Below are 20,152 nucleotides of genomic sequence, written 5' to 3' on the forward strand. Positions count from 1 at the left end.
AGTCCTTCAATTATGGAGGATTTACTATGTCTCATACTTTCCCAGAACTGCCCTACGCTTACGACTCTCTTGAGCCTTACATCGATGCGAAAACCATGGAAGTGCATTACAGCAAACACCATCGCACCTACTTTGACAAGTTCATGACCGCAGTCAAAGGCAGCGAGCTTGAAACCACCAGCTTAGTCGATATTTTTTCCGGTGTATCTCAGCACTCTCCTGCCGTTCGCAATAATGGCGGCGGTTATTACAATCACATTCTGTATTGGAATTGCATGACACCAAATGGTGGCGGAGCGCCAGAAGGCACATTGGCTGAAGCGATCGTGAAGACATTTGGCAGCTTCAAACAGTTTCAAGAGTTGTTTGCACAAGCAGCAATCAATACCTTTGGCTCTGGTTTCGCTTGGCTTATTGTCAAAGATGGAGAGCTGCACATTACCTCAACGACTAATCAAGACAACCCTTTGATGGACGTCGCTGAGGCACAAGGTGAACCGATCTTGGCTCTCGATGTTTGGGAACATGCCTATTACATCAGTTACCAAAATCGTCGCCCGGAATACATTGATGCTTGGTGGAATGTGGTGAATTGGGACGCCGTAAGTGAGAACTATGCCGTGGCTCTCGCACAAGGGAAGTAATGCCCTCGGATATAAAAACTCACAACGTCAGGCTTGGCGGTTGTTCTATGTCGCCTTATACTTTCCGGTCTAAATCCCATAGTGCAAGAATGACAGTATGTTTGATATCGCCCTTTACGAGCCAGAGATCGCCCCTAACACGGGTAACATTATCCGCCTATGTGCCAATTGCGGCGCTAACCTTCATCTAATTGAGCCACTGGGTTTTGATTTAGAAGAGAAAAAAGTGCGCCGAGCGGGCCTGGATTACCACGACCTTGCTCGTGTGACTCGTCATAAAAACTACCAAGCGTTTGTTGAGTTCCTAGAGAAAGAGCGTGGGGATTACCGCATTTTTGCCTGCACGACCAAAACGACTGGCCACCATGTGGACGCAAATTTCCAAAAAGGCGATGTCCTGCTATTTGGTCCAGAAACACGCGGGTTACCCGCAGAGCTGATTGAAAGCATGCCTATGGAGCAGCGTATTCGCATTCCAATGATGCCGGATGCGCGCAGCTTGAACCTGTCAAATGCCGTCGCAATTATTGCTTTTGAAGCTTGGCGACAAATGGGTTTTGATGGCGCTCAGTAACAAGTATCTGAATCTGAAAGGGCTGGCGTTTTCGCCAGCCCTTTTTTCTTCTGCCATCCTCAAGAGTGAGGAACGAACGAATTGGGGATCTCTTCAAGTAATCACAAACCTTAAAAGATTCCCTACTCTCTCCTTCGTCGTTCTAGGGAAGGACAAATTTAGATGTAAAAAAACGGACTCTGATGAGTCCGTTTTTTATGTTTATCGAAAACAGATAGGTCTATGGACGAGCCACAAAACCAACGGCTTCGTATGCTTTCTTCAGCGTTTCTGCTGCGCGAGCTGAGGCTTTCTCTGCACCCTGCTTCATCACTTGATCCATATAAGCGCGATCAGCGCGGATACGGTGGTATTCAGATTGAATTGGCTCAAGCATTGCAACCAAGGCTTCACCAACGTCTTTCTTAAACGGACCATACATTTCAACGCCTTGGTATTTCGCTTCAATCTCTTCGAAGCTCATGCCTGTTGCTGCTGAGTACAGACCCATTAGGTTAGAGATGCCCGCTTTGTTATCCCAGTCATGTGCGATACGTGGTGGCGTTTCTGCATCTGTCTGAGCTTTGTTGATCTTCTTGATGATTGATTTCGGCTCTTCAAGCAGAGTAATCACGTTCTTACGGTTATCGTCAGACTTAGACATCTTCTTCGTTGCATCTTGTAGGCTCATTACACGTGCATTCACAGTTGGAATATACGGCTCAGGCACCTGGAAGATTGGCTGCTCAGGCGAGTAGATATTGTTAAAGCGGTTAGCGATATCACGCGCGAGCTCTAGGTGTTGCTTCTGGTCACTACCTACTGGCACTTGATGCGCACCGTAAAGCAGAATGTCTGCAGCCATAAGCACTGGGTAATCAAACAGACCCACGTTTACGTCACCAAATTGGCTCGATGAGTCTTTTGAGTAACGTGCAGACTTGTCTTTAAACTGAGTCATACGGCCCAGCTCGCCCATTTGCGTGTAACAGTTAAGAAGCCAACCAAGTTGAGCATGCTCTGGTACGTGTGACTGAACAAATAACGTGCTCTTTTGTGGATCAACACCAACCGCGAGACAGATTGCTAATGCATCCAATGTTGCTTCATGCAACGCTTTCGGATCTTGGCGAACCGTAATCGCGTGCAGGTCTACAACACAGTATTGGCAATCGTAATCGTCTTGCATCTGCTGCCATTGACGTAGAGCACCCAGGTAGTTACCGATACTTAGTTCACCTGATGGTTGAACACCACTCAATACAATGGGCTTGCTCATGGGAATAATTCCTTTGACTTCTTATTACGAATAAATGAAAAAAACCGTGTAATCTCAGGTAGTCATTACCTCATCACACGGTTTACTCAGTGTACTCATTAACGAGTATTTTTAAAGATCTTTTATTAGGCTTCAGTACAAACTGATACGGCTTCTAACAATTCTGCGATGGTGTCAGCGACATAATCAGGGGTTGATGCCGAAATAGGTTCACCGTGGTTGTAGCCGTAAGTCAAACCGAACGAATGGCAACCCGCATTTTTCGCGGCTTTGATGTCATTGCTTGAGTCACCGACCATCATCATTTCATCAGCTTGGCAGTTGTGTTTCTCTAGCAGCCAGTTCAGCGCCATCGGGTTCGGCTTTTTCTCAGGGAAAGTATCACCACCAATCACATCAACAAAGTACTTATCAATGCCATGTTTCGCCAGCACTTCTGGTACAAACTTCGATGGCTTGTTGGTGACCAGCGCCATCGTAAAGCCCGCTTTGTGCAGCTCAGCTAGCGTCTCTTTTACCGCAGGGTAAAGATGACTAAGCTTATGACCACTTTTCTCATAGTAATCATCAAATAACACACGAGCTTTAGCATGCAATTCAGGGTCAAGATCCGGTGACAACGTTAAGCTGCGGCTCAATGCACGGCCAATTAAGATGTCTGCGCCATTGCCCACATAATCGCGTACCTGTTCTTCAGTCACTGACGGGTAACCTAACGCTTGTACTGCTTGGTCAGCAGCGACCGCTAAATCTGGCACACTGTCTAATAGCGTACCGTCTAAATCGAAAGCGATTAATTTAATATTACTCATTGAATCAGTTAACCTTTGCTAGCTCAGCGCGCATTTGGTCGAACACTTCTTTGTAATCTGGTTGGTTAAAGATTGCAGAACCTGCGACAAACATATCCGCGCCCGCTTCAGCAATCTCTTTGATGTTATCAACCTTAACACCACCGTCGATTTCTAGGCGAATGTCACGACCTGATTCGTCAATCATCTTACGTACTGCACGAAGCTTATCTAACGTGTTCGGGATGAATGATTGACCGCCAAAGCCTGGGTTCACAGACATCAGCAGAATCATGTCCACTTTGTCCATGATGTATTCAAGATGAGAGAGTGGCGTTGCAGGGTTTAGTACCACGCCCGCTTTACAACCGTGCTCTTTGATCAGTTGAAGTGTGCGGTCAACGTGCTCCGAAGCTTCAATGTGGAAAGTGATCATGGAAGCGCCAGCTTTAGCAAAGTCAGGAATGATGCGATCAACAGGCTTAACCATTAGGTGTACATCAATCGGTGCCGTGATGCCGTAGTCACGCAGTGCCTGACAGATAGGTGCGCCAAAAGTTAGGTTAGGTACGTAGTGGTTATCCATTACGTCAAAGTGAACGACATCAGCCCCTGCTGCGAGCACTTTTTCTACGTCTTCGCCTAGGCGAGCCATATCCGCAGACAGAATTGATGGAGCGATAAGGAAATCTTTCATACCTGACCTCTAGTATTAATTGGCATCATTGCACACTGAAGAAACTTTGCGCGCAATTCTACCTAAGCTAAAGGTCAGAAGATAGGGAAGCTTAATGAAATGTGACTATTTGCCTTCAACCGGTCGGAAAAGCGCAAGAAGTTCATCAACTTTGTTGCGACCTGCTCCATTGCGGCTAATGGTACGTTTCACCTTCACCACATTAAGCTCAGCACCATGATACAAACGGCGTGTCAATGTGGTGTCGTGGTTTGAGATAAGCACGGGAATACCACGTTCTGTCGCGGCCCTTTCTGCAACATCGGCCAGTGCAGCTTGGTCATCCAAGGTGAAACCATTACCTGCATAGGAAGTGAAGTTAGCGGTACTAGAAAGCGGCGCATACGGTGGATCACAATAAACCACACTGCCCTTGCGCGCGCGTTTAAAGGTTTCTGTGTAACCTTCACAAACGAACGTTGCTTTCTTGGCTTTCTCTGCAAAAAACTCCAACTCGGCTTCAGGGAAATACGGTTTCTTGTACGAGCCAAACGGTACATTAAAACCGCCTTTTTTGTTGTAACGGCACAGACCATTAAAGCCAAAGCGATTCATGTAAAGGAACGCAAGCGAACGGTACATCACATCATCGGTAGCATTAAACTGCGCACGAACATCAAGATACGCTTCTTTGCGGTTGTTCTCTGGGCAGAACCAACGCTTCGCTTCAGAAATATACGCTTGTGGGTTCTCTTTGAGCAGGTTGTAGAGGTTGATCAGATCTGGGTTGATATCCGCCAGTAGGTACTGCTCATAGTCAGTATTCAGAAAGACAGAACCAGCACCAACGAACGGCTCTACCAGTTTACGAGCCTCAGGCAAGTGACGCTGGATATCTTCGACAAGTCCGTATTTTCCACCTGCCCATTTCAGGAAGGCACGCTGCTTCTTCATCTACTGCTCTATCTATCAACCACAAATTAAGGCTGCGGAATGTAACATATTTTGCAATTAATCTCAGACTATTTTCTGGCTAAAGTGCGGTTTCTAGTTGTCTCGTTCAACGCGTTCAATTTCACGTTGAACCTGGGTAAGAGATTTTGCCCAAGGTTCTAAGTTTTGCAGCTCTTCGGAAAGGCTTTGCACTGCATCACGAGCCACTTGGATCGTTGGGAAGTTATCGTAAGTGATGATGTACCAATCAACATCATTTCGAATCGTTGGATAGATAAAGACCTGATTCGCTAAATCGTATTGATCGATAAACTTTTGTACTTCTTCCAGTGAATTAACGGCGGCGAGCTGTAAGGTATAGCTACGAGGAGAAAAGCTCTTAAGCTCATCTTTAGTGAAAGAGAATTTAATCACAGTAGGTGCAGGCTGCTCAGCTTGAGTTGCCGCCGCTTGCTCTACAGGTACGTCAACCGTTGTAGCAGGAGCCTCTTCTGTTGGAATTGACTGCTCAACCACTTGCTCAATTGGTTTGGTATCGACACTTTCTGGTTTGTTTTCCAGCAAGGCATCAACCACATCAGAGGTAATTATCACACGTTGGTGGTCATCATCTGCATTGCCCACACTCGAGATTTGCTCTGTGACATCAGGTGGCAATGATAGTGAATCATCTTCAGCGGATGCCAAAGTAGGATCAACTACAGTCTCAGGCTCAATTACTTCACCATCGATAGCGGTATCCGGAACGTCTTCAGGTAAGGTAGGAATCACTGTTTGTTCGATACTGCTTGTGATCTGTTGTGCTTTGTCATCGGGAGTCGGTTGAGACATCATCCACCAATAGCCTCCCCCAATCAGTAACAATAACACCAACACCAATAATGCAATGTTTATTGGTGAGCCTACGATAGAGCGGATAACAATCCTTTTTTCCACTTTGTGTTCCCCTAATGCCATAAGTTCGCCCGGACGGCGAGCAACGGTACGATATGCATTACGCACTCGTTTTTCCATGTCATCTTCGACATGGCGAATCACCAAATGTTCAAAAAAGCGGTCAGCTTCTTGTTGCGATAACGTATCAATTTCCAAATCGATCGGCTTGTGCTCTTGGCCATAACTCAAACGCGTCAACAAGGCGTCCAAATTTTTCGGCAAAGTGAACAGCAAAACATTCACCGTCCAACCCGGATTCATTTGTGCTTCAAGTACTAGCATCCACAACTCGGAAATGAACGATTCATTCAAGAGATGTGCATCATCAATGACGATCACCACATCGCACGTTTCACCGTCCATTAAACGGCGGAAGGATTCTGTAATCGAGTCGGCTGGATTAAAAAGCGGTTCAGAGATGAGCTGCGTTAAGATGGTAGACCGACGTTGGTCATCATCTTGGTTTGGAAAACACATCAGCAGAGACTGATTCTTCTCTTGAGCCCAAGACTCCAAATAGTACTGAGCCAGCCAAGTTTTCCCGGCCCCTTTTGCCCCCGCAATGGTGACAAGATTGGAACCAAAATTGGTCAGCAGCTGTAATCGCTCTAACAGCTCAATTTGTGAGTCTAACTCCAACACACGTGGATCATGCGCCAAGCTCATTTCAAAACCCTAAAGAATCGATGCAGCAGCATCAACCGACACACGAGTACGCGCTCAGCTGATACTACAAACAAGAAGATTTAAACGTTGCGTGCAAAGTCGATGGCTTGCTCTATGATCGACTCAGGCACACCTTTTACCACTTCGGCCGTGCCGATACTGGTTGGTAATACTAGACGAAGCTCTCCTGCCAACACCTTTTTATCGCGCATCATATGCTTCATAAAGTCAGCAAATGACATCTGCTCTGGTGTGTGTACCGGTAGCTTTGCTCTTTTCAGTATAGAGAGGATTCGCTCAACTTGCTCTTCGCTGATAAGACCTTGAAGCTGCGCCGTTTTAGCCGCCATTACCGTACCAGAAGAGACCGCTTCACCATGTAGCCAGTTACCATAACCCAGTTCAGCTTCAATCGCATGACCAAATGTATGACCTAGGTTCAGCAATGCACGAATACCTGACTCTTTCTCATCTTTTGCCACGACTTCTGCCTTAATTTGGCAGCAGCGCGCAATCGCATAAGTCAGAGCTTGCTCATCAAGCTGATACAGTTTGTCTAGGTTCTCTTCTAACCAAACAAAGAAATCGGGATCGTAAATAATGCCGTATTTGATCACTTCAGCAATACCAGCGGCAAACTCTCGTTCAGGCAGAGTCTTCAAACAGTCGGTATCGATCACCACCGCTTTGGGTTGGTAAAACGCACCAATCATGTTTTTACCAAGTGGGTGATTCACTGCGGTTTTTCCACCGACTGACGAGTCCACTTGGGACAACAGTGTGGTTGGAATTTGAATGAAGTCGACGCCACGTTGATAACAAGCCGAAGAAAATCCAACCAAATCACCGATCACACCGCCGCCAAGCGCAATAACAACCACATCACGAGCAAAGTTACCTTCAAGCAGGTAGCTCATTACGGTGTTAAACGTATCGAGTGACTTGTACTGCTCGCCATCAGGCAGTTCAAGAAGAGAAGCGTCACAACCAAGGTGCTGTAACTGAGATAGGATTTTATCGGCGTAAAGTGGAGCCACTGTGATATTCGATATCACGACCACTTTTTGTTTTGCTGATAAGAAAGAAAGGTGGGCCGGATCATTAAATAATCCGGCGCCAATTGAGATTGGATAGCTACGCTCACCTAAGCTGACCGTAATCCGTTCCATGGGTATTCTCCAATTGCTAAAAGTCTTAACGTTCTTCTAGCATTTTTACGATCTGGTTGGCTACCACTTTTGCACTTTGATCGTCTGTACGTACTGTGTAATCCGCAATTTCTTCATAAAGTGGGTTACGTTCTCCAGCTAGAGACACTAACACTTCACGTGGATCATCAGTTTGTAGTAATGGGCGCTTCTTGTCGCGGTTAGTACGAGCAAGTTGCTTTTCAATTGTTGTTTCTAGGTATACAACAATACCGCGCGCAGAAAGACGGTTACGGTTTTCTTTGCTCTTAATTGAACCACCACCCGTCGCAAGAACAATGCCTTGCTCATCGGTGAGGTCATTAATCACAGATTCTTCGCGTTTGCGGAAGCCGTCTTCGCCTTCAACATCAAATACCCAAGCGATATCTGCGCCAGTGCGTTCTTCAATAACGGTATCAGAATCAACAAACTCCATGTGAAGTTGTTGAGCTAGGTGTCTACCGATTGTGCTCTTGCCGGCACCCATAGGGCCAACAAGGAAAATATTGCGTTTCTCAGCCATGTTTAGCAGTAATTTACAACGTTAATTCAATGACATCGCCACAAGGAAAGCCAGTTTATAACTAGCAGTAAAAATGCTTGTGGCACCTATTCCTCACAGATAATTCGTGATAAGACCCGAAATTATCTAGATAAGGTGCCCTTAATGCAAACTTTATTTTTTCACCTGAACCAATTCTTATTGAATTACGACTTTCGGCGTGACGAAAATAAGCAGCTCACTTTTGCCCATTTGTTGATACGTTCGGCGGAAAAGCGCACCAAGTACGGGTAAGTCACCCAGCAGTGGCACCTTATCAACCGCATCAGTCACACTGTGTTGGAAAATACCACCCAGTACGACTGTCTCACCATTTTCAACCAACACTTGCGTACCAATACGCTGAGTATTGATCGCGACCGCTTCACCTGTTCCTGTTTTAACTATGTCACCTGGTCTATCTTGAGTGACGCTCAGATCAAGCACCAGTCGGTTGTCAGGCGTGATTTGAGGGGTAACCTTGAGGCTAAGTACCGCTTTTTTAAAGGCAACGCTGGTCGCGCCGCTAGAAGAAGACTCAAGGTAAGGGATTTCTGTACCTTGCTCAATATAAGCCGGTTTTTTGTTGGTAGTAATAAGGCGAGGACTTGAGATTACTTCCGCTTTCGATTCACGTTGAAGTGCAGAGAGTTCCAAATCCAACAACATATCAGAGCCAAGCTTAGCGACTTGGAATGCCAGTGTGGATGCATTAGCTGAAGTGGCCGCTAAATTGACGTTGAGCATGTCATCAATCGGCACCACACCAAAAACGTTATCTTCAATGCTGCCACCAATTGAGGTGCTGCCGTTGGTGTTGCTGTATCCCCAACGAACGCCAAGCTCATCAAGGTTACCCTCGTTCACCGTCACAATACGTGCTTCAATTTGAACTTGTTTCACAGGAATATCGAGCGAACTGACAATCTCTCGAATCACATCAATATTTTCTTGAAGGTCGCGAATGAGTAGCGCATTGGTACGCTCATCAACACTTAATGAACCTCTCTCAGAGAGCATGCTAATCGCGCCGTCACCATCGATCATTTCAGCAATTTCTGACGCTTTAGCGAAGTTTACTTTAACAATTTCTGAGGTCAGGTCGCCTAATTCTTCTTCTAGGCGAGCCTTCTCTAAGATTTGGCGCTCACGAGCATCCAGTTCCGCTTTGGGCGCAATAAGGACAACATTGCCATCGACACGCTTATCTAGGCCTTTGACTTGAAGGATAATGTCTAATACTTGCTGCCAAGGGACACCGTCTAGACGCAAGGTTAAGTTACCGCTTACCGAATCAGAAACCACTAAGTTAAAGTCGTTGTAATCAGCGATGAGCTGCAATACGTTTCGAACAGGGATATCTTGGAAGTTGATGGAGATCTTCTTACCCTCTTGCTCAAGAATGCTTTTTTGTTTTGGCTTTTCGGCTTCTTTAACCTCTTTAACCACCACTTCTAGGTAGTTGCCATTTAGGCTGTAGTCGTAGCTGTAATTACCGTTAATCGACGCCACCAGCAATGCACTCGGTTGTTTACGAAACACTTCAATTGATTCAACGTTAGTCGCGAAGTCTTTCACATCCACAAGGTAGAGCTTATCGTCTGGTACTTGAGTATTGAGTAGTTCGATGCTTAAGCCCTGCTCTGACTTTTGTAAATCAACCGCGACTTGTGGGTTAGCCAACTGGACAATAATTTTGGCATGCTTCTCGTCATCCACTCTAAAATCGATGCCTTTAAGTAAGTTCTCTCCACCATCCTGAGCGATACTCATGGCGGAAAAACTCGCCAGACACATCAGCCACATGACTCTCATGTAGCGAAAATAATTCTGCTTAAATCCGTTTATCATTTTTATACTAACCTTTGACATCTACTTGAGCGCTAACTTGACGTTACGCTTATTCCAACACCCTAAACCATCCGGTAAGGTTTCATTAATCTGTAAGTATTTCGCGGTCACTCGAGTGACTTTGCCGTTGTTCACGCCGATGTACTGGCCTGCATTGACCTTGACGACACTGCCTGCAGGAGTTTGCACCAAGGCTGAGACGCGACCATTGCTGCTCATGACTCCCTTTAAACGAAGTTTCGAAAGTGGGTACCTTTCTAGCTCTCCACTTTTTCTGCGTTTGCTGGGCTGCCAACAGTTTTTCTTCACGGTCGGTTGGTTGAGGACTAAGGCTTCTTGAGGCAGGACAAATGGCTCTCGACTTTGGTGAGCCACGTACTTTGAAATTTTAAAGTCGATCACTGGTGCGAGATCGATGACATCTTGTCGAGCCTGACTTTCTACTTTGGCAATATGGTCATCCAGAGAGTCTTCATTCGCCTGACAGCCCGTAAGAAGGGTCAGCAAAGCAAGAGAGAGTAACGTTCTACTTTTCATCTTTGACCTCCGGCTTGAACTGGTAGGTATAGGCGCGAACACGAAAATGAAGTGTGCTACTTTCTTGACTCACTCGCTGCCAATAGACATCGTCAAAGTTGATGATTCTTGGTAGTTCGGCAATCGCTAGGGTGAAGTCGCCAATATTGTGGAAGTCGCCCGTTAATTCGATATTGAGTGGTAGGCGATAGAGAAATTCTTGGTTCTGTTTCTGGCCCCAATCGATACGAGTAAAGGTCAATGAGTTTTTCAGACCGACTTCGTTGACAGAGGCAAGCATGCTCGCGAGCTCTTTTTGCACAGGCAGTTGACGAGACAGGTAGTCATATCGTTCCGATAACTCATCAAGCTGAGCCTGTAACTTAGGTAAGGTCGCGACTTTATTCGCCTTAATCGCTACTGTTGTTTTCAGTGTCTGTTCTTTCGTTTTCAGCCCATCAATATGCTCTACCTGAGGCTTCAAATAGAACCAATAGCCAAAGCCTTGAATAATGGCCACCAGCAATAGAATTAAGATCCCTTGCGGTAATAAAGGCCAATCGGCAATCTCTTCAATATCCAAATCAGAATAATTGGCCATCGTTAAGCTCCTTTATCTGAAGGACTGGAGTTAAAAGAAAAAGAGACATTGAACGTTTGGAATTTCTTACCAAAACGCGCTTTACCATGCACGATTGAGTGCATCTCCACATTACTGAGTAAGGCTGATTTCTCTAAATTATCGAGCATTGTCGCAAGGCGTGAAGTGGTATCACTGATGCCAGAGATTTGAATTTGCTGACCGTTCATCTTGATTTTGTCGACATAGACCCCTTCAGGAATCAGGGTCGGAATCGCATTCATAAAGTCAGTGGTTTTGTTTCTTAAGGTTTGCAGCTGTTCAACAACTTCAAGGCGAGTCAATAACGCTTTGTGCTCTTGTTCCACTTCTTTTAACGCATTGATACGTTTATCCAGTTGAGCAATATAAGACGTCAGGTAATTGAGGCGAGCTTGCTGAGCTTGGGCTTGTGTTTTCAGATAACTCCCCATTCCCCACTGGGCTAGAACAGCCACCATGACAGCACCAAGTAGCATTAAGACAAATCGTTTTTTGTGACGCAGACGCTGCTCATCACGCCATGGAAGTAAGTTGACGTTATGCAGCATGTCTGTGCTCCAACCAATCAATACCACGCAGCGCTAATCCGACCGCTGTGGCATACGCATAACCATTAGAAAGCTCAGCTTGCGAACGGATCTTCTTACCATCAAACAGAGAAAGCGGATTGAAAAGCTCACATGGAATATGAAGATGACGAGTAATCTCTTCAGCCAACATTGGGGTCATTGCCCCGCCACCACATAACCAGATCCCTTCAACATTCGTGCTATGAAGTGACGCAAGTAACTGAACATTGCGCTGGATCTTTTCAATCAATGCGCGAGTGAAACGCTCCGTGTTGCTATGGACCAGATCATCTATGCCGTTGAGATTCTCGATACTCTGTGTACCCAAGGGGATATCTTTGCAAAAGGGGGCTTTATCAAAGAAGTCGATGCAAAGGGAGGATTGAGTAAGCCCGACATCCAGCATTAACCATTTTGACTGCTGATGTGCACGCGAAGCCAGTTGCCACATCTGTGTTAAGGCATGCGCTTGAACATCCATCAATACAGGCTTATAGCCCGCTTTAGCGACGGCGTCGACTCGGCTCTCTACCACCTCTTTTTTGGTCGCATAGACTTGATAACTGCTCGTTTGAGTTGAGCCTGTTTTCTCTAGCTGAACAAAATCTAGGTTGAGTTCCTCAACGGGAAAAGGCGACTGATGAGAAAAAGCCTGAAATATGGCGAACTCTCTTTCTTGCGCTTCCAAATCACTATCTATTTGTAATACTTTACTAATTACAGCGTTATCTGGGACTGCAAGTGAAACTTTATGGCTAAATCTTGGTAAAGACTTCCTTAGTTCTTTGAGTTTCTTTACAATTTTCTGATAATTTAACATGTGATTATCAGAGAATATGTCAGCGTCGATTGGCAGCTCTTGATAACCTACCAGCGCAAATGTGCCTTTGTAGGGCTTGAGGACCACAGCTTTTATACTGTGATGGCCAATATCAATGCCTGTAACTAATGATTTACCCATTCAGCTTAGCTCCGTACTTTGCTTAGCTCTGATGCTTAAATTGGTGGTTAAATAAACACATAAAATAATTGAGCTAACTTTTTAGCTTAAAGTACAAGGGTTTGCATAAAGTGAACCCTACTAATCAGGGAATATCCGGTGAAGTTCATAAAGCGACTGTTTATATTCACATTGATTTGCATAATTCTTGGAGTCGGTACAATTTTTGGCTTCTATCTTTATGTCAAACCAGAGCTACCCGATGTAGCAACATTGAAAGATGTAGAACTGCAAACACCAATGCAGGTATTTAGCCAAGATGGGAAGCTGATTTCTCAGTTTGGTGAAAAGCGCCGTATTCCTGTTGCCTACGATGACATTCCTCAGCACCTCATTGAGGCTCTGATCGCGACAGAAGACAGCCGCTTCTATGATCACCCAGGTATCGACCCGATTGGTATTACTCGTGCAGCCGTGGTCGTGGCCATGTCAGGCTCGGCTAAGCAAGGTGCAAGTACCATCACTCAGCAGCTTGCGCGTAACTTCTTCCTTTCAAACGAAAAGAAGATCATGCGTAAGATTAAAGAGATCTTTATTGCGATCCATATTGAGCAGCTTCTCTCTAAAGAAGAGATCATGGAGCTGTACGTCAATAAGATCTTCTTAGGCTACCGCTCATATGGTTTTGGTGCTGCGGCACAAACTTACTTTGGTAAAGAACTCAAAAACCTCACACTGAGTGAAATGGCAACATTAGCCGGTATGCCAAAAGCCCCTTCAACCATGAACCCTATTCACTCACTAGAACGTGCAACGCATCGCCGTAATGTTGTTCTCCTTCGAATGCTCGATGAAAAATACATCACGCAAGCAGAGTATGACCAAGCACGTTCTGAAGTGATCACTTCTCGCTACCACGGTGCAGAAATCGAACTCAGCGCGCCGTATGTCGCAGAGCTTGCTCGCGCTTGGATGGTGAAACGCTATGGTGAAGAGGCATACACCTCTGGTATGAACATCTACACCACTGTCGATTCAAAACTGCAACAGGCAGCGAATGAAGCTGCCATTAACAACCTTTTGGCTTACGACGAGCGACACGGCTACCGTGGTGCAGAGAAAGTGTTATGGAAGCAAGGTGAAGCCGCATTTGAGTTTGATAAAATAGAGAAAACACTGCGTCGTGTTCCGACTTACGGAAAGCTTGTTCCTGCGGTCGTAACAGAAGTCAGCAACAAGCAAGCTACCGTGATTATCAAAGGGGAAGGCGAACAAATTCTCTCTTGGGATGGCGTAAAGTGGGCACGTAAGTTCCTAACCGATGACCGTCAAGGCCCTGCCCCTAAACGTATCCAAGATGTTTTAGAAGTAGGTGAACAAGTTTGGGTTCGCCAAGTGAGTATCAGCAGTGATAATGAAGAAAGCACCGCTGAATGGCACTTAAGCCAAGTACCAAACGCCAATACCGCCTTTGTTTCAATGAACCCTGAAAATGGCGCTGTGCTATCACTTGTTGGCGGTTTCAACTTCATCCACAACAAATTTAACCGCGCGACTCAGTCAGTGCGTCAGGTCGGTTCAAGTATTAAACCATTTATCTATTCTGCTGCCGTCGATCAAGGGTTAACCCTAGCAACACTGATCAACGATGCACCAATCAACCAATGGGACAAGAGCCAAGGTACGGCGTGGAGACCAAAGAACTCACCACCGACTTACACTGGCCCTACACGTCTTCGCATTGGTTTAGCGCAGTCTAAAAACGTAATGGCTGTTCGTGTATTACGTGAAGTTGGCTTAGAAGAGACTCGTCAATACCTAGCGCGTTTCGGCTTTGACGTTGACCAAGTGCCACGTTCTGAAACCATTGCCTTAGGTGCGGGTAGTTTGACGCCAATGAAGATGGCTCAAGGTTACTCTGTCTTTGCAAACGGTGGTTACTACGTTGAACCTTTCTACATCAGTAAAGTAGAAGGCCCTTATGGCGATCTCGAATTCGAGGCAACACCAAAAACTATCTGTACACAGGATTGTGAAACGAACCCAGTGATTGACACTGAGTTCAACGAACAAGACGTGGTCGAAGATGAAGCTCAGACTGTGCAATACGCACCTCAAGTGATCACAGAGCAGACGGCTTTCCTTGTTCGTGAAATGATGTACAGCAACGTCTGGGGCGGAGGCAACTGGCGTGACGGTACTGGCTGGAACGGTACAGGTTGGCGAGCACAAAAACTTGAGCGCCGTGACATCGGTGGTAAAACCGGTACAACCAACGACTCTAAAGACGCTTGGTATAATGGTTATGGTCCAGGAATGGTTGCGGTTGCTTGGGTTGGTTTTGATGATCACAACCGTAAGCTAGGTCGCACTAAACCAAACAGCAACCTAGACAGCAAGTCACAAATTTCTGGTGCAGAAGCTGGAGCTAAGACAGCGCAGCCTGCATGGGTAGACTTCATGCATACCGCTCTGGAAGGTGTCCCTCAGCAACAAAAAGAGATCCCGGAGGATATCGTTCGCGTTCGTATCGACCGTGATTCAGGGCTGCTGACCAACAAGTTTGATTCAAGTTCGATGTTTGAGTATTTCGTCAAAGGTACTGAACCAACCGAGTACATCACAAACGAGCTGACAGACAGCATCTACACCTCTGAGGGTGGCGAAGAGCTATTCTAAAAACGCTTGTAAAAACAGAAAGAGAAATAGAAAGGGGCTGATGCATCACATCAGCCCCTTTTTTTGTTTTTCCCTATCACTCTGCTGGAGCGCTAAGTCGTAGCTGAATTGCCTCTGCGAGTTGTTCGAAGCGAGCTCTTAACGGAGAGCCTGGTCGATACGCGAGTACGATACTGCGTGATGGAACAGGGTTCACGGCACGTAAATAGCAAACTCCGTCTTTTTTCTTTTCTTTTGGTAATGACAGCTCAGGTAGCAAAGTGATCCCCGCACCTGCTGCAACCATATTGCGCAGAGTTTCTAGACTTGTCGCTTTAAAGCGTTCGTCATCTTTCGCGCCTGCTGCGAAGCAAAAGCCTAATGCCTGATCACGTAAGCAATGCCCATCACCCAATGCTAGAACCGTTCTGCCGTTAAGATCCAACATGTCGACCTCTGTCAGATCAGCCCATTCATGATCACAAGGTACCGCGACACTCATAGGCTCGTTGTAAATCTCAATCTCTTTAAATGCAGCGGTTTCATCAACAGCGGCTAGCACTAAACAATCTAGCTTTCCGTCTTCAAGCTGACGGACAAGTTGGTGTGTTTGTGCTTCATGCAGGTAAAGTTCTAATTGAGGGAACGTCTCTTTGAGCATCGGGACAATCTTGGGTAATAGATAAGGCCCTACCGTCGGAATAAAGCCGATGTGCAATGGGCCAACCATTTCACCCGCTTGCCCACTGGCCATGTCTTTGAATGTCTTCACTTCTGTCAAAATACGCTTGGCTTGATCGACCAACTGCAGACCCGAATCTGTAAAGAGCACTCGGCGACTGCTACGCTCTAGCAATGCCGTTCCTAGCTCATCTTCCAGTTTTCGAATTTGACCACTCAGAGTAGGTTGGCTAACAAAACAGGCTTCCGCTGCTTTACGAAAGTGTTTATGCTCAGCTAAGGCCACTAGGTATTCAAAATCTCTGATATTCATTTCTGCCCTCTTAAGGTAGATAGAAGAAAACTATCAAAACCATAGCATTAAACGATTAGAACTATCAAAGATTTTCTTTAATAATAGCTCCATCAAACGAGCACAGCCAATGGCTAACAAGACTCCAATACAGTTAAACAAGATGACACAGGAAATAATTATGTTTGTATCGAAAGAAGGTCAAAACGTCCCACAGGTTACTTTTCCAACACGCCAAGGTGATGCTTGGGTTAACGTAACAACCGATGAACTATTTAAAGACAAAACGGTTATCGTGTTTAGTCTACCAGGTGCTTTTACACCAACATGTTCATCAAGCCACCTGCCACGTTATAACGAGTTATTCCCTGTTTTCAAAGAGCACGGTGTTGATGAGATTGTGTGTGTTTCAGTGAACGATACGTTCGTTATGAACGCTTGGAAAGCAGACCAAGAAGCAGAAAACATCACATTCATTCCTGATGGTAATGGTGAGTTCACTGATGGCATGGGCATGTTAGTCGATAAGAATGAGATCGGCTTTGGCAAACGCTCATGGCGCTACAGCATGCTAGTTAAAAATGGCGTTGTAGAGAAGATGTTCATTGAGCCAAACGAGCCAGGCGACCCGTTCAAAGTATCTGACGCAGATACCATGCTTAAGCACATTGCACCAACTTACAAGACTCAAGAATCGATCACTGTCTTTACTAAGCCTGGCTGCCCATTCTGTATGAAGGCAAAACAGAACCTAATCGACCATGACCTGCAATATGAAGAAGTGGTACTAGGTAAAGATGCGACATCAGTAAGTCTACGTGCAATTACTGGCCGCTCAACAGTTCCTCAAGTATTCATTGGTGGTAAGCACATTGGTGGCAGCGAAGAGTTAGAAGCTTACTTAGGCTAAACTTTCAGTTGTTACTTTAATAATAAAAAACGAACCTCAGGGTTCGTTTTTTATTATCTTGCTAGTAGTTACTTTTCTGCCGCTATCACTGAGATTTCCACCAGCAACGCTTCACGAGCCATATCACCAGTTACACAAGCACGCGCAGGCGCATGACCTTCAGGCACCCATGCATCCCAAACTGCATTCATCGCTTGGAAATCTGCCATATCTTTTAGATAAATCGTTGCTGACAGCATGTGTTCTTTATCGCTTCCAGCTTCAACAAGCAGTTGCTCAACTTTATCTAGCATGGTTTGAGTTTGCTCAGTAATGTCTTTCGTTGCATCAGCACAAACTTGTCCACATAGGTAAATCGTCCCATTGTGTTTAACGATACGACTCATGCGCTGTTTCGTGTGTTGGCGTTCAATCATTTTTGTCACTTTCTCTTTGTATTGCGATATTCTTAGGCAACTAATGTTACCTAAATAGACTCATCATGACATGTCCATACTGCAAAAATAGCGATTGGTTTTGGAAAAAGATTGGCCGATGTAAGCGCTGCATGGATCAGCTCACCGTACTGTCGGTGTTGTGCTGGATAGTGTGGTGGTTTCTGTTCAAAGACGATCCGAAAAGTATCGAGTCTATTGCTTTACTCATCGCAGGGTTTGCGTTTAATGGTTTGCTGGCTTTGCACTTATGGATGCGCTTTGTCATCTTGCCGTGGCGAAAACGAAACGGCGGCAAAGAGTAGAAAGAAAAAAGCCCCAAAACCAATTATGGTTTGGGGCCTTCTTAGATTCTTCTAAGAAAAAGCAGTGGTACTTTAATAGACCCTGCCCTTTCTCTTTAGTTCCAAAGACATTCGATCTTTTTTGATCTTTTTTTGGACACCTTAGCAATCAGTAAGTTATGCAACATTAACACGTGCAATTGATTTCTCAACTAAGTTCACTTCCAGTGCGACTTCATCACAAGCATGCTGACGAGGACACTGATCGCAATCTTTTAGCACTTTCTCAGGCAACAGCGATTTCGATGTTGGCAAGAACGACTGCTTCATAAAGAACTCTGGCGTACGAGTCAGAACAAACACTTTCTTGATTGCCATCTGGCGAGCTTTATCCACTAAGTATTGCACTATCGCACTGCCCTGCCCTTGACCCTGCCAGCCAGCTTCGATACCTAGCGAACGAATTTCAGCGAGACCAGAATCGTAAACGTACAATGACGCACAACCTGTTACTTCACCGTGATGCTCAGCAACCGCAAATGATCCGATATCACGCACTAGCTCACTGCGAGAACGAGGTAAGTTTTCCCCCATATTCGCCCAGTAAGTCACCATGCCTTCTAACGATTCAATATCAGTTAGGCGTGCAGGGCGCACTTTCACCGCAGACGTATCGCGCTGGGTCAAACGACCTTCGGCTTGCTCAACGGCATGTGCTACCTGCTTAGGTGATACGCCGCCTAAGGCGCTGCGTTTCTCTAGACATGATTCAATGGTTAGAATGTCGTACACATCGGCTTCAATCACCTCTGAGAACTCTTTTAATTCCGCAATAGAAAGCTCTTCAAGTGCACAGCCTTTTGCGATGGCACTGACGACCGCAACACCCACAATATGGTGAGCTTCACGGAACGGAATGCCTTTCGCCACTAGGTAGTCAGCAAGCTCAGTTGAGTTAGCATAGCCTTGCTTCGCCGCTTCTAGAGTACGTTCACCGTTCACCTTGATGCCGTCAAAACAGAGCGCTGCCATTTCCATACAGTCGTTCCACGTATCTAGCGCATCGAACAGACCTTCTTTGTCTTCCTGCATATCTTTGTTGTAGGCAAGTGGTAGTGCTTTTACTGTCATCATCATGCCAGCTAAAGAACCATAGACACGGCCTGTCTTACCACGGATAAGCTCTAGTGCATCTGGGTTTTTCTTCTGTGGCATCAAAGATGAACCTGACGTCACAGTATCAGCCAGCTCAATGAAGTTAGATTCACCAGAATTGTAGAAAATCATATCTTCTGCAAGACGAGAAAGGTGCAACATAGAGATCGAAGCAATCGACATCAGCTCCATCACATGGTCACGGTCAGAAACTGAGTCTAACGAGTTACGCGTTGCACGGCGAAACCCTAAATTGTGAGCCAATTGCTCACGATCCATTGGGTAGGCCGTACCAGCCAGCGCACCTGAACCTAATGGGCAAGTATCTAAACGGTGGATTGCATCATGCAGACGAGAGTAATCACGTTCGAACATTTCAACGTAGGCAAGACACCAGTGAGCAAACGTCACAGGCTGAGCACGTTGCAGGTGAGTATAACCAGGAAGAACCGTACCTTGATGCTCTTTAGCAACAGATACCATTTGAGCTTGTAGGCGATCCAGTGCCATTAATAACTGTTGACCTTGTTGACGACACCAAAGTTTAAGGTCTGTCGCCACCTGATCGTTACGCGAACGACCAGTATGAAGTTTCTTACCTAGGTCACCAACTTTGCTGATCAGTTGCTGCTCAACCCAAGAGTGAATATCTTCAGCATCAGAACGTAAGATTTGATGCGGGTCTTCCATCACTTCAAGCTTTAACTCATTGAGAGCTAGTTCAAGCTTCTGTTGCTCTTCTTCCGTTAATACATCAACGGAAAGTAAGGCTTTTGACCAAGCAATCGAACCTACGATATCTTGTTCAGCTAGTCGGTAATCGAAACGCAATGAGTCGTTAAAATCTTTGAATCTCGTATCTGCCGCTTGGGTAAATCTTCCGCCCCATAATGCCATTGCGTTTCTCCTGATTACCTACGCTCACTATAAATAGTGAATTGCTGTTATTGCTTAGATTGACTCTGAATCGTATTCAGTATTTTATGATGGTTCAAAGTTACGGCAAATCA

General features: G+C 45.6%; 20 protein-coding genes. 5 read left to right on the forward strand and 15 right to left on the reverse strand.

Features of this window, described 5'->3' with window-relative positions:
• Positions 1–26 precede the first annotated feature (26 nt).
• Positions 27–644 (forward strand): superoxide dismutase, encoded by a 618-nt coding sequence (locus tag EJ063_RS18520; protein ID WP_126575785.1) that lies wholly within the window; start codon positions 27–29, stop codon positions 642–644.
• A gap of 97 nt (positions 645–741) precedes the next feature.
• A complete protein-coding gene (gene trmL, locus EJ063_RS18525; protein WP_126575786.1) occupies positions 742–1,218 on the forward strand; it encodes a tRNA (uridine(34)/cytosine(34)/5-carboxymethylaminomethyluridine(34)-2'-O)-methyltransferase TrmL in 477 nt (158 codons plus the stop codon).
• Between the two features lie 220 nt (positions 1,219–1,438).
• Here trmL and trpS read toward each other — a convergent pair whose 3' ends face one another.
• The 12 genes from trpS to pilM all read right to left on the reverse strand — a co-directional run bounded on the left by trpS (position 1,439) and on the right by pilM (position 12,749).
• Entirely contained in the window at positions 1,439–2,476 is a 1,038-nt protein-coding gene (gene trpS, locus EJ063_RS18530; protein ID WP_126575787.1) for a tryptophan--tRNA ligase, read from the reverse strand.
• A gap of 125 nt (positions 2,477–2,601) precedes the next feature.
• Positions 2,602–3,288 (reverse strand): phosphoglycolate phosphatase, encoded by a 687-nt coding sequence (locus EJ063_RS18535; RefSeq protein WP_126575788.1) that lies wholly within the window; start codon positions 3,286–3,288, stop codon positions 2,602–2,604.
• A gap of 4 nt (positions 3,289–3,292) precedes the next feature.
• Complete coding sequence (rpe, locus tag EJ063_RS18540) at positions 3,293–3,964, reverse strand: ribulose-phosphate 3-epimerase (protein ID WP_126575789.1); 672 nt, start codon at positions 3,962–3,964, stop codon at positions 3,293–3,295.
• Positions 3,965–4,069: 105 nt separating this feature from the next.
• Positions 4,070–4,897, reverse strand: a complete 828-nt coding sequence (locus tag EJ063_RS18545) for a Dam family site-specific DNA-(adenine-N6)-methyltransferase (protein ID WP_126575790.1) — start codon at positions 4,895–4,897, stop codon at positions 4,070–4,072.
• Between the two features lie 93 nt (positions 4,898–4,990).
• Positions 4,991–6,499 (reverse strand): SPOR domain-containing protein, encoded by a 1,509-nt coding sequence (locus tag EJ063_RS18550; RefSeq protein ID WP_126575791.1) that lies wholly within the window; start codon positions 6,497–6,499, stop codon positions 4,991–4,993.
• A gap of 80 nt (positions 6,500–6,579) precedes the next feature.
• On the reverse strand, positions 6,580–7,668 hold the full coding sequence (aroB, locus tag EJ063_RS18555; RefSeq protein ID WP_126575792.1) for a 3-dehydroquinate synthase: 1,089 nt from the start codon (positions 7,666–7,668) through the stop codon (positions 6,580–6,582).
• 25 nt (positions 7,669–7,693) lie between these two features.
• Entirely contained in the window at positions 7,694–8,212 is a 519-nt protein-coding gene (gene aroK, locus EJ063_RS18560; RefSeq protein ID WP_126575793.1) for a shikimate kinase AroK, read from the reverse strand.
• A 177-nt stretch (positions 8,213–8,389) separates the two neighbouring features.
• Positions 8,390–10,003, reverse strand: a complete 1,614-nt coding sequence (locus EJ063_RS18565; RefSeq protein ID WP_439333294.1) for a type IV pilus secretin PilQ — start codon at positions 10,001–10,003, stop codon at positions 8,390–8,392.
• Positions 10,004–10,102: 99 nt separating this feature from the next.
• Positions 10,103–10,618 carry a pilus assembly protein PilP gene (locus EJ063_RS18570; RefSeq protein WP_126575795.1) on the reverse strand — a complete coding sequence of 172 codons (516 nt, stop codon included), beginning with the start codon at positions 10,616–10,618 and terminating at the stop codon, positions 10,103–10,105.
• On the reverse strand, positions 10,608–11,198 hold the full coding sequence (locus tag EJ063_RS18575) for a type IV pilus inner membrane component PilO (protein WP_126575796.1): 591 nt from the start codon (positions 11,196–11,198) through the stop codon (positions 10,608–10,610). The genes EJ063_RS18570 and EJ063_RS18575 overlap by 11 nt, the downstream gene beginning before the upstream one ends.
• A gap of 2 nt (positions 11,199–11,200) precedes the next feature.
• A complete protein-coding gene (locus tag EJ063_RS18580; protein WP_126575797.1) occupies positions 11,201–11,767 on the reverse strand; it encodes a PilN domain-containing protein in 567 nt (188 codons plus the stop codon).
• A complete protein-coding gene (gene pilM, locus EJ063_RS18585) occupies positions 11,757–12,749 on the reverse strand; it encodes a type IV pilus assembly protein PilM (protein ID WP_126575798.1) in 993 nt (330 codons plus the stop codon). The genes EJ063_RS18580 and pilM overlap by 11 nt, the downstream gene beginning before the upstream one ends.
• A 138-nt stretch (positions 12,750–12,887) precedes the next feature.
• On the opposite strand from pilM, the gene EJ063_RS18590 reads away from it, so the two are divergent.
• Complete coding sequence (locus EJ063_RS18590; RefSeq protein WP_126575799.1) at positions 12,888–15,407, forward strand: penicillin-binding protein 1A; 2,520 nt, start codon at positions 12,888–12,890, stop codon at positions 15,405–15,407.
• A 76-nt stretch (positions 15,408–15,483) separates the two neighbouring features.
• Here EJ063_RS18590 and oxyR read toward each other — a convergent pair whose 3' ends face one another.
• Entirely contained in the window at positions 15,484–16,380 is an 897-nt protein-coding gene (oxyR, locus tag EJ063_RS18595) for a DNA-binding transcriptional regulator OxyR (RefSeq protein WP_126575800.1), read from the reverse strand.
• A 160-nt stretch (positions 16,381–16,540) separates the two neighbouring features.
• Between oxyR and EJ063_RS18600 the strand changes: the two genes are divergently transcribed.
• The gene (locus EJ063_RS18600) at positions 16,541–17,269 is read left to right on the forward strand and encodes a glutathione peroxidase (RefSeq protein WP_126575801.1); all 729 of its coding nucleotides are present in this window, start codon (positions 16,541–16,543) and stop codon (positions 17,267–17,269) included.
• A gap of 68 nt (positions 17,270–17,337) precedes the next feature.
• Here EJ063_RS18600 and EJ063_RS18605 read toward each other — a convergent pair whose 3' ends face one another.
• Positions 17,338–17,685 (reverse strand): RidA family protein, encoded by a 348-nt coding sequence (locus EJ063_RS18605; RefSeq protein WP_126575802.1) that lies wholly within the window; start codon positions 17,683–17,685, stop codon positions 17,338–17,340.
• A gap of 65 nt (positions 17,686–17,750) precedes the next feature.
• Here EJ063_RS18605 and EJ063_RS18610 point away from each other — a divergent pair, with 65 nt between their 5' ends.
• Complete coding sequence (locus EJ063_RS18610; RefSeq protein WP_126575803.1) at positions 17,751–18,008, forward strand: DUF3624 domain-containing protein; 258 nt, start codon at positions 17,751–17,753, stop codon at positions 18,006–18,008.
• A 156-nt stretch (positions 18,009–18,164) separates the two neighbouring features.
• Here EJ063_RS18610 and argH read toward each other — a convergent pair whose 3' ends face one another.
• Positions 18,165–20,039: an argininosuccinate lyase gene (gene argH, locus EJ063_RS18615; RefSeq protein ID WP_126575804.1), complete on the reverse strand. Its 1,875-nt coding sequence runs from the start codon at positions 20,037–20,039 to the stop codon at positions 18,165–18,167.
• Positions 20,040–20,152 lie beyond the last annotated feature (113 nt).

Source organism: Vibrio aquaticus (assembly GCF_003970385.1).
GTDB lineage: Bacteria > Pseudomonadota > Gammaproteobacteria > Enterobacterales > Vibrionaceae > Vibrio > Vibrio aquaticus.

What these genes read in the sequence shown, in the direction of transcription:
- trmL (WP_126575786.1), top strand. Translation starts at nt 742, where the DNA reads ATGTTTGATATCGCCCTTTACGAGCCAGAGATCGCCCCTAACACGGGT.
- EJ063_RS18600 (WP_126575801.1), top strand. Translation starts at nt 16,541, where the DNA reads ATGTTTGTATCGAAAGAAGGTCAAAACGTCCCACAGGTTACTTTTCCA.
- EJ063_RS18580 (WP_126575797.1), bottom strand. Translation starts at nt 11,767, where the DNA reads ATGCTGCATAACGTCAACTTACTTCCATGGCGTGATGAGCAGCGTCTG.
- EJ063_RS18565 (WP_439333294.1), bottom strand. Translation starts at nt 10,003, where the DNA reads ATGAGTATCGCTCAGGATGGTGGAGAGAACTTACTTAAAGGCATCGAT.
- aroB (WP_126575792.1), bottom strand. Translation starts at nt 7,668, where the DNA reads ATGGAACGGATTACGGTCAGCTTAGGTGAGCGTAGCTATCCAATCTCA.
- rpe (WP_126575789.1), bottom strand. Translation starts at nt 3,964, where the DNA reads ATGAAAGATTTCCTTATCGCTCCATCAATTCTGTCTGCGGATATGGCT.
- argH (WP_126575804.1), bottom strand. Translation starts at nt 20,039, where the DNA reads ATGGCATTATGGGGCGGAAGATTTACCCAAGCGGCAGATACGAGATTC.
- EJ063_RS18610 (WP_126575803.1), top strand. Translation starts at nt 17,751, where the DNA reads ATGACATGTCCATACTGCAAAAATAGCGATTGGTTTTGGAAAAAGATT.
- aroK (WP_126575793.1), bottom strand. Translation starts at nt 8,212, where the DNA reads ATGGCTGAGAAACGCAATATTTTCCTTGTTGGCCCTATGGGTGCCGGC.
- EJ063_RS18545 (WP_126575790.1), bottom strand. Translation starts at nt 4,897, where the DNA reads ATGAAGAAGCAGCGTGCCTTCCTGAAATGGGCAGGTGGAAAATACGGA.
- trpS (WP_126575787.1), bottom strand. Translation starts at nt 2,476, where the DNA reads ATGAGCAAGCCCATTGTATTGAGTGGTGTTCAACCATCAGGTGAACTA.
- EJ063_RS18520 (WP_126575785.1), top strand. Translation starts at nt 27, where the DNA reads ATGTCTCATACTTTCCCAGAACTGCCCTACGCTTACGACTCTCTTGAG.
- EJ063_RS18575 (WP_126575796.1), bottom strand. Translation starts at nt 11,198, where the DNA reads ATGGCCAATTATTCTGATTTGGATATTGAAGAGATTGCCGATTGGCCT.
- pilM (WP_126575798.1), bottom strand. Translation starts at nt 12,749, where the DNA reads ATGGGTAAATCATTAGTTACAGGCATTGATATTGGCCATCACAGTATA.
- EJ063_RS18535 (WP_126575788.1), bottom strand. Translation starts at nt 3,288, where the DNA reads ATGAGTAATATTAAATTAATCGCTTTCGATTTAGACGGTACGCTATTA.
- EJ063_RS18570 (WP_126575795.1), bottom strand. Translation starts at nt 10,618, where the DNA reads ATGAAAAGTAGAACGTTACTCTCTCTTGCTTTGCTGACCCTTCTTACG.
- oxyR (WP_126575800.1), bottom strand. Translation starts at nt 16,380, where the DNA reads ATGAATATCAGAGATTTTGAATACCTAGTGGCCTTAGCTGAGCATAAA.
- EJ063_RS18550 (WP_126575791.1), bottom strand. Translation starts at nt 6,499, where the DNA reads ATGAGCTTGGCGCATGATCCACGTGTGTTGGAGTTAGACTCACAAATT.
- EJ063_RS18605 (WP_126575802.1), bottom strand. Translation starts at nt 17,685, where the DNA reads ATGATTGAACGCCAACACACGAAACAGCGCATGAGTCGTATCGTTAAA.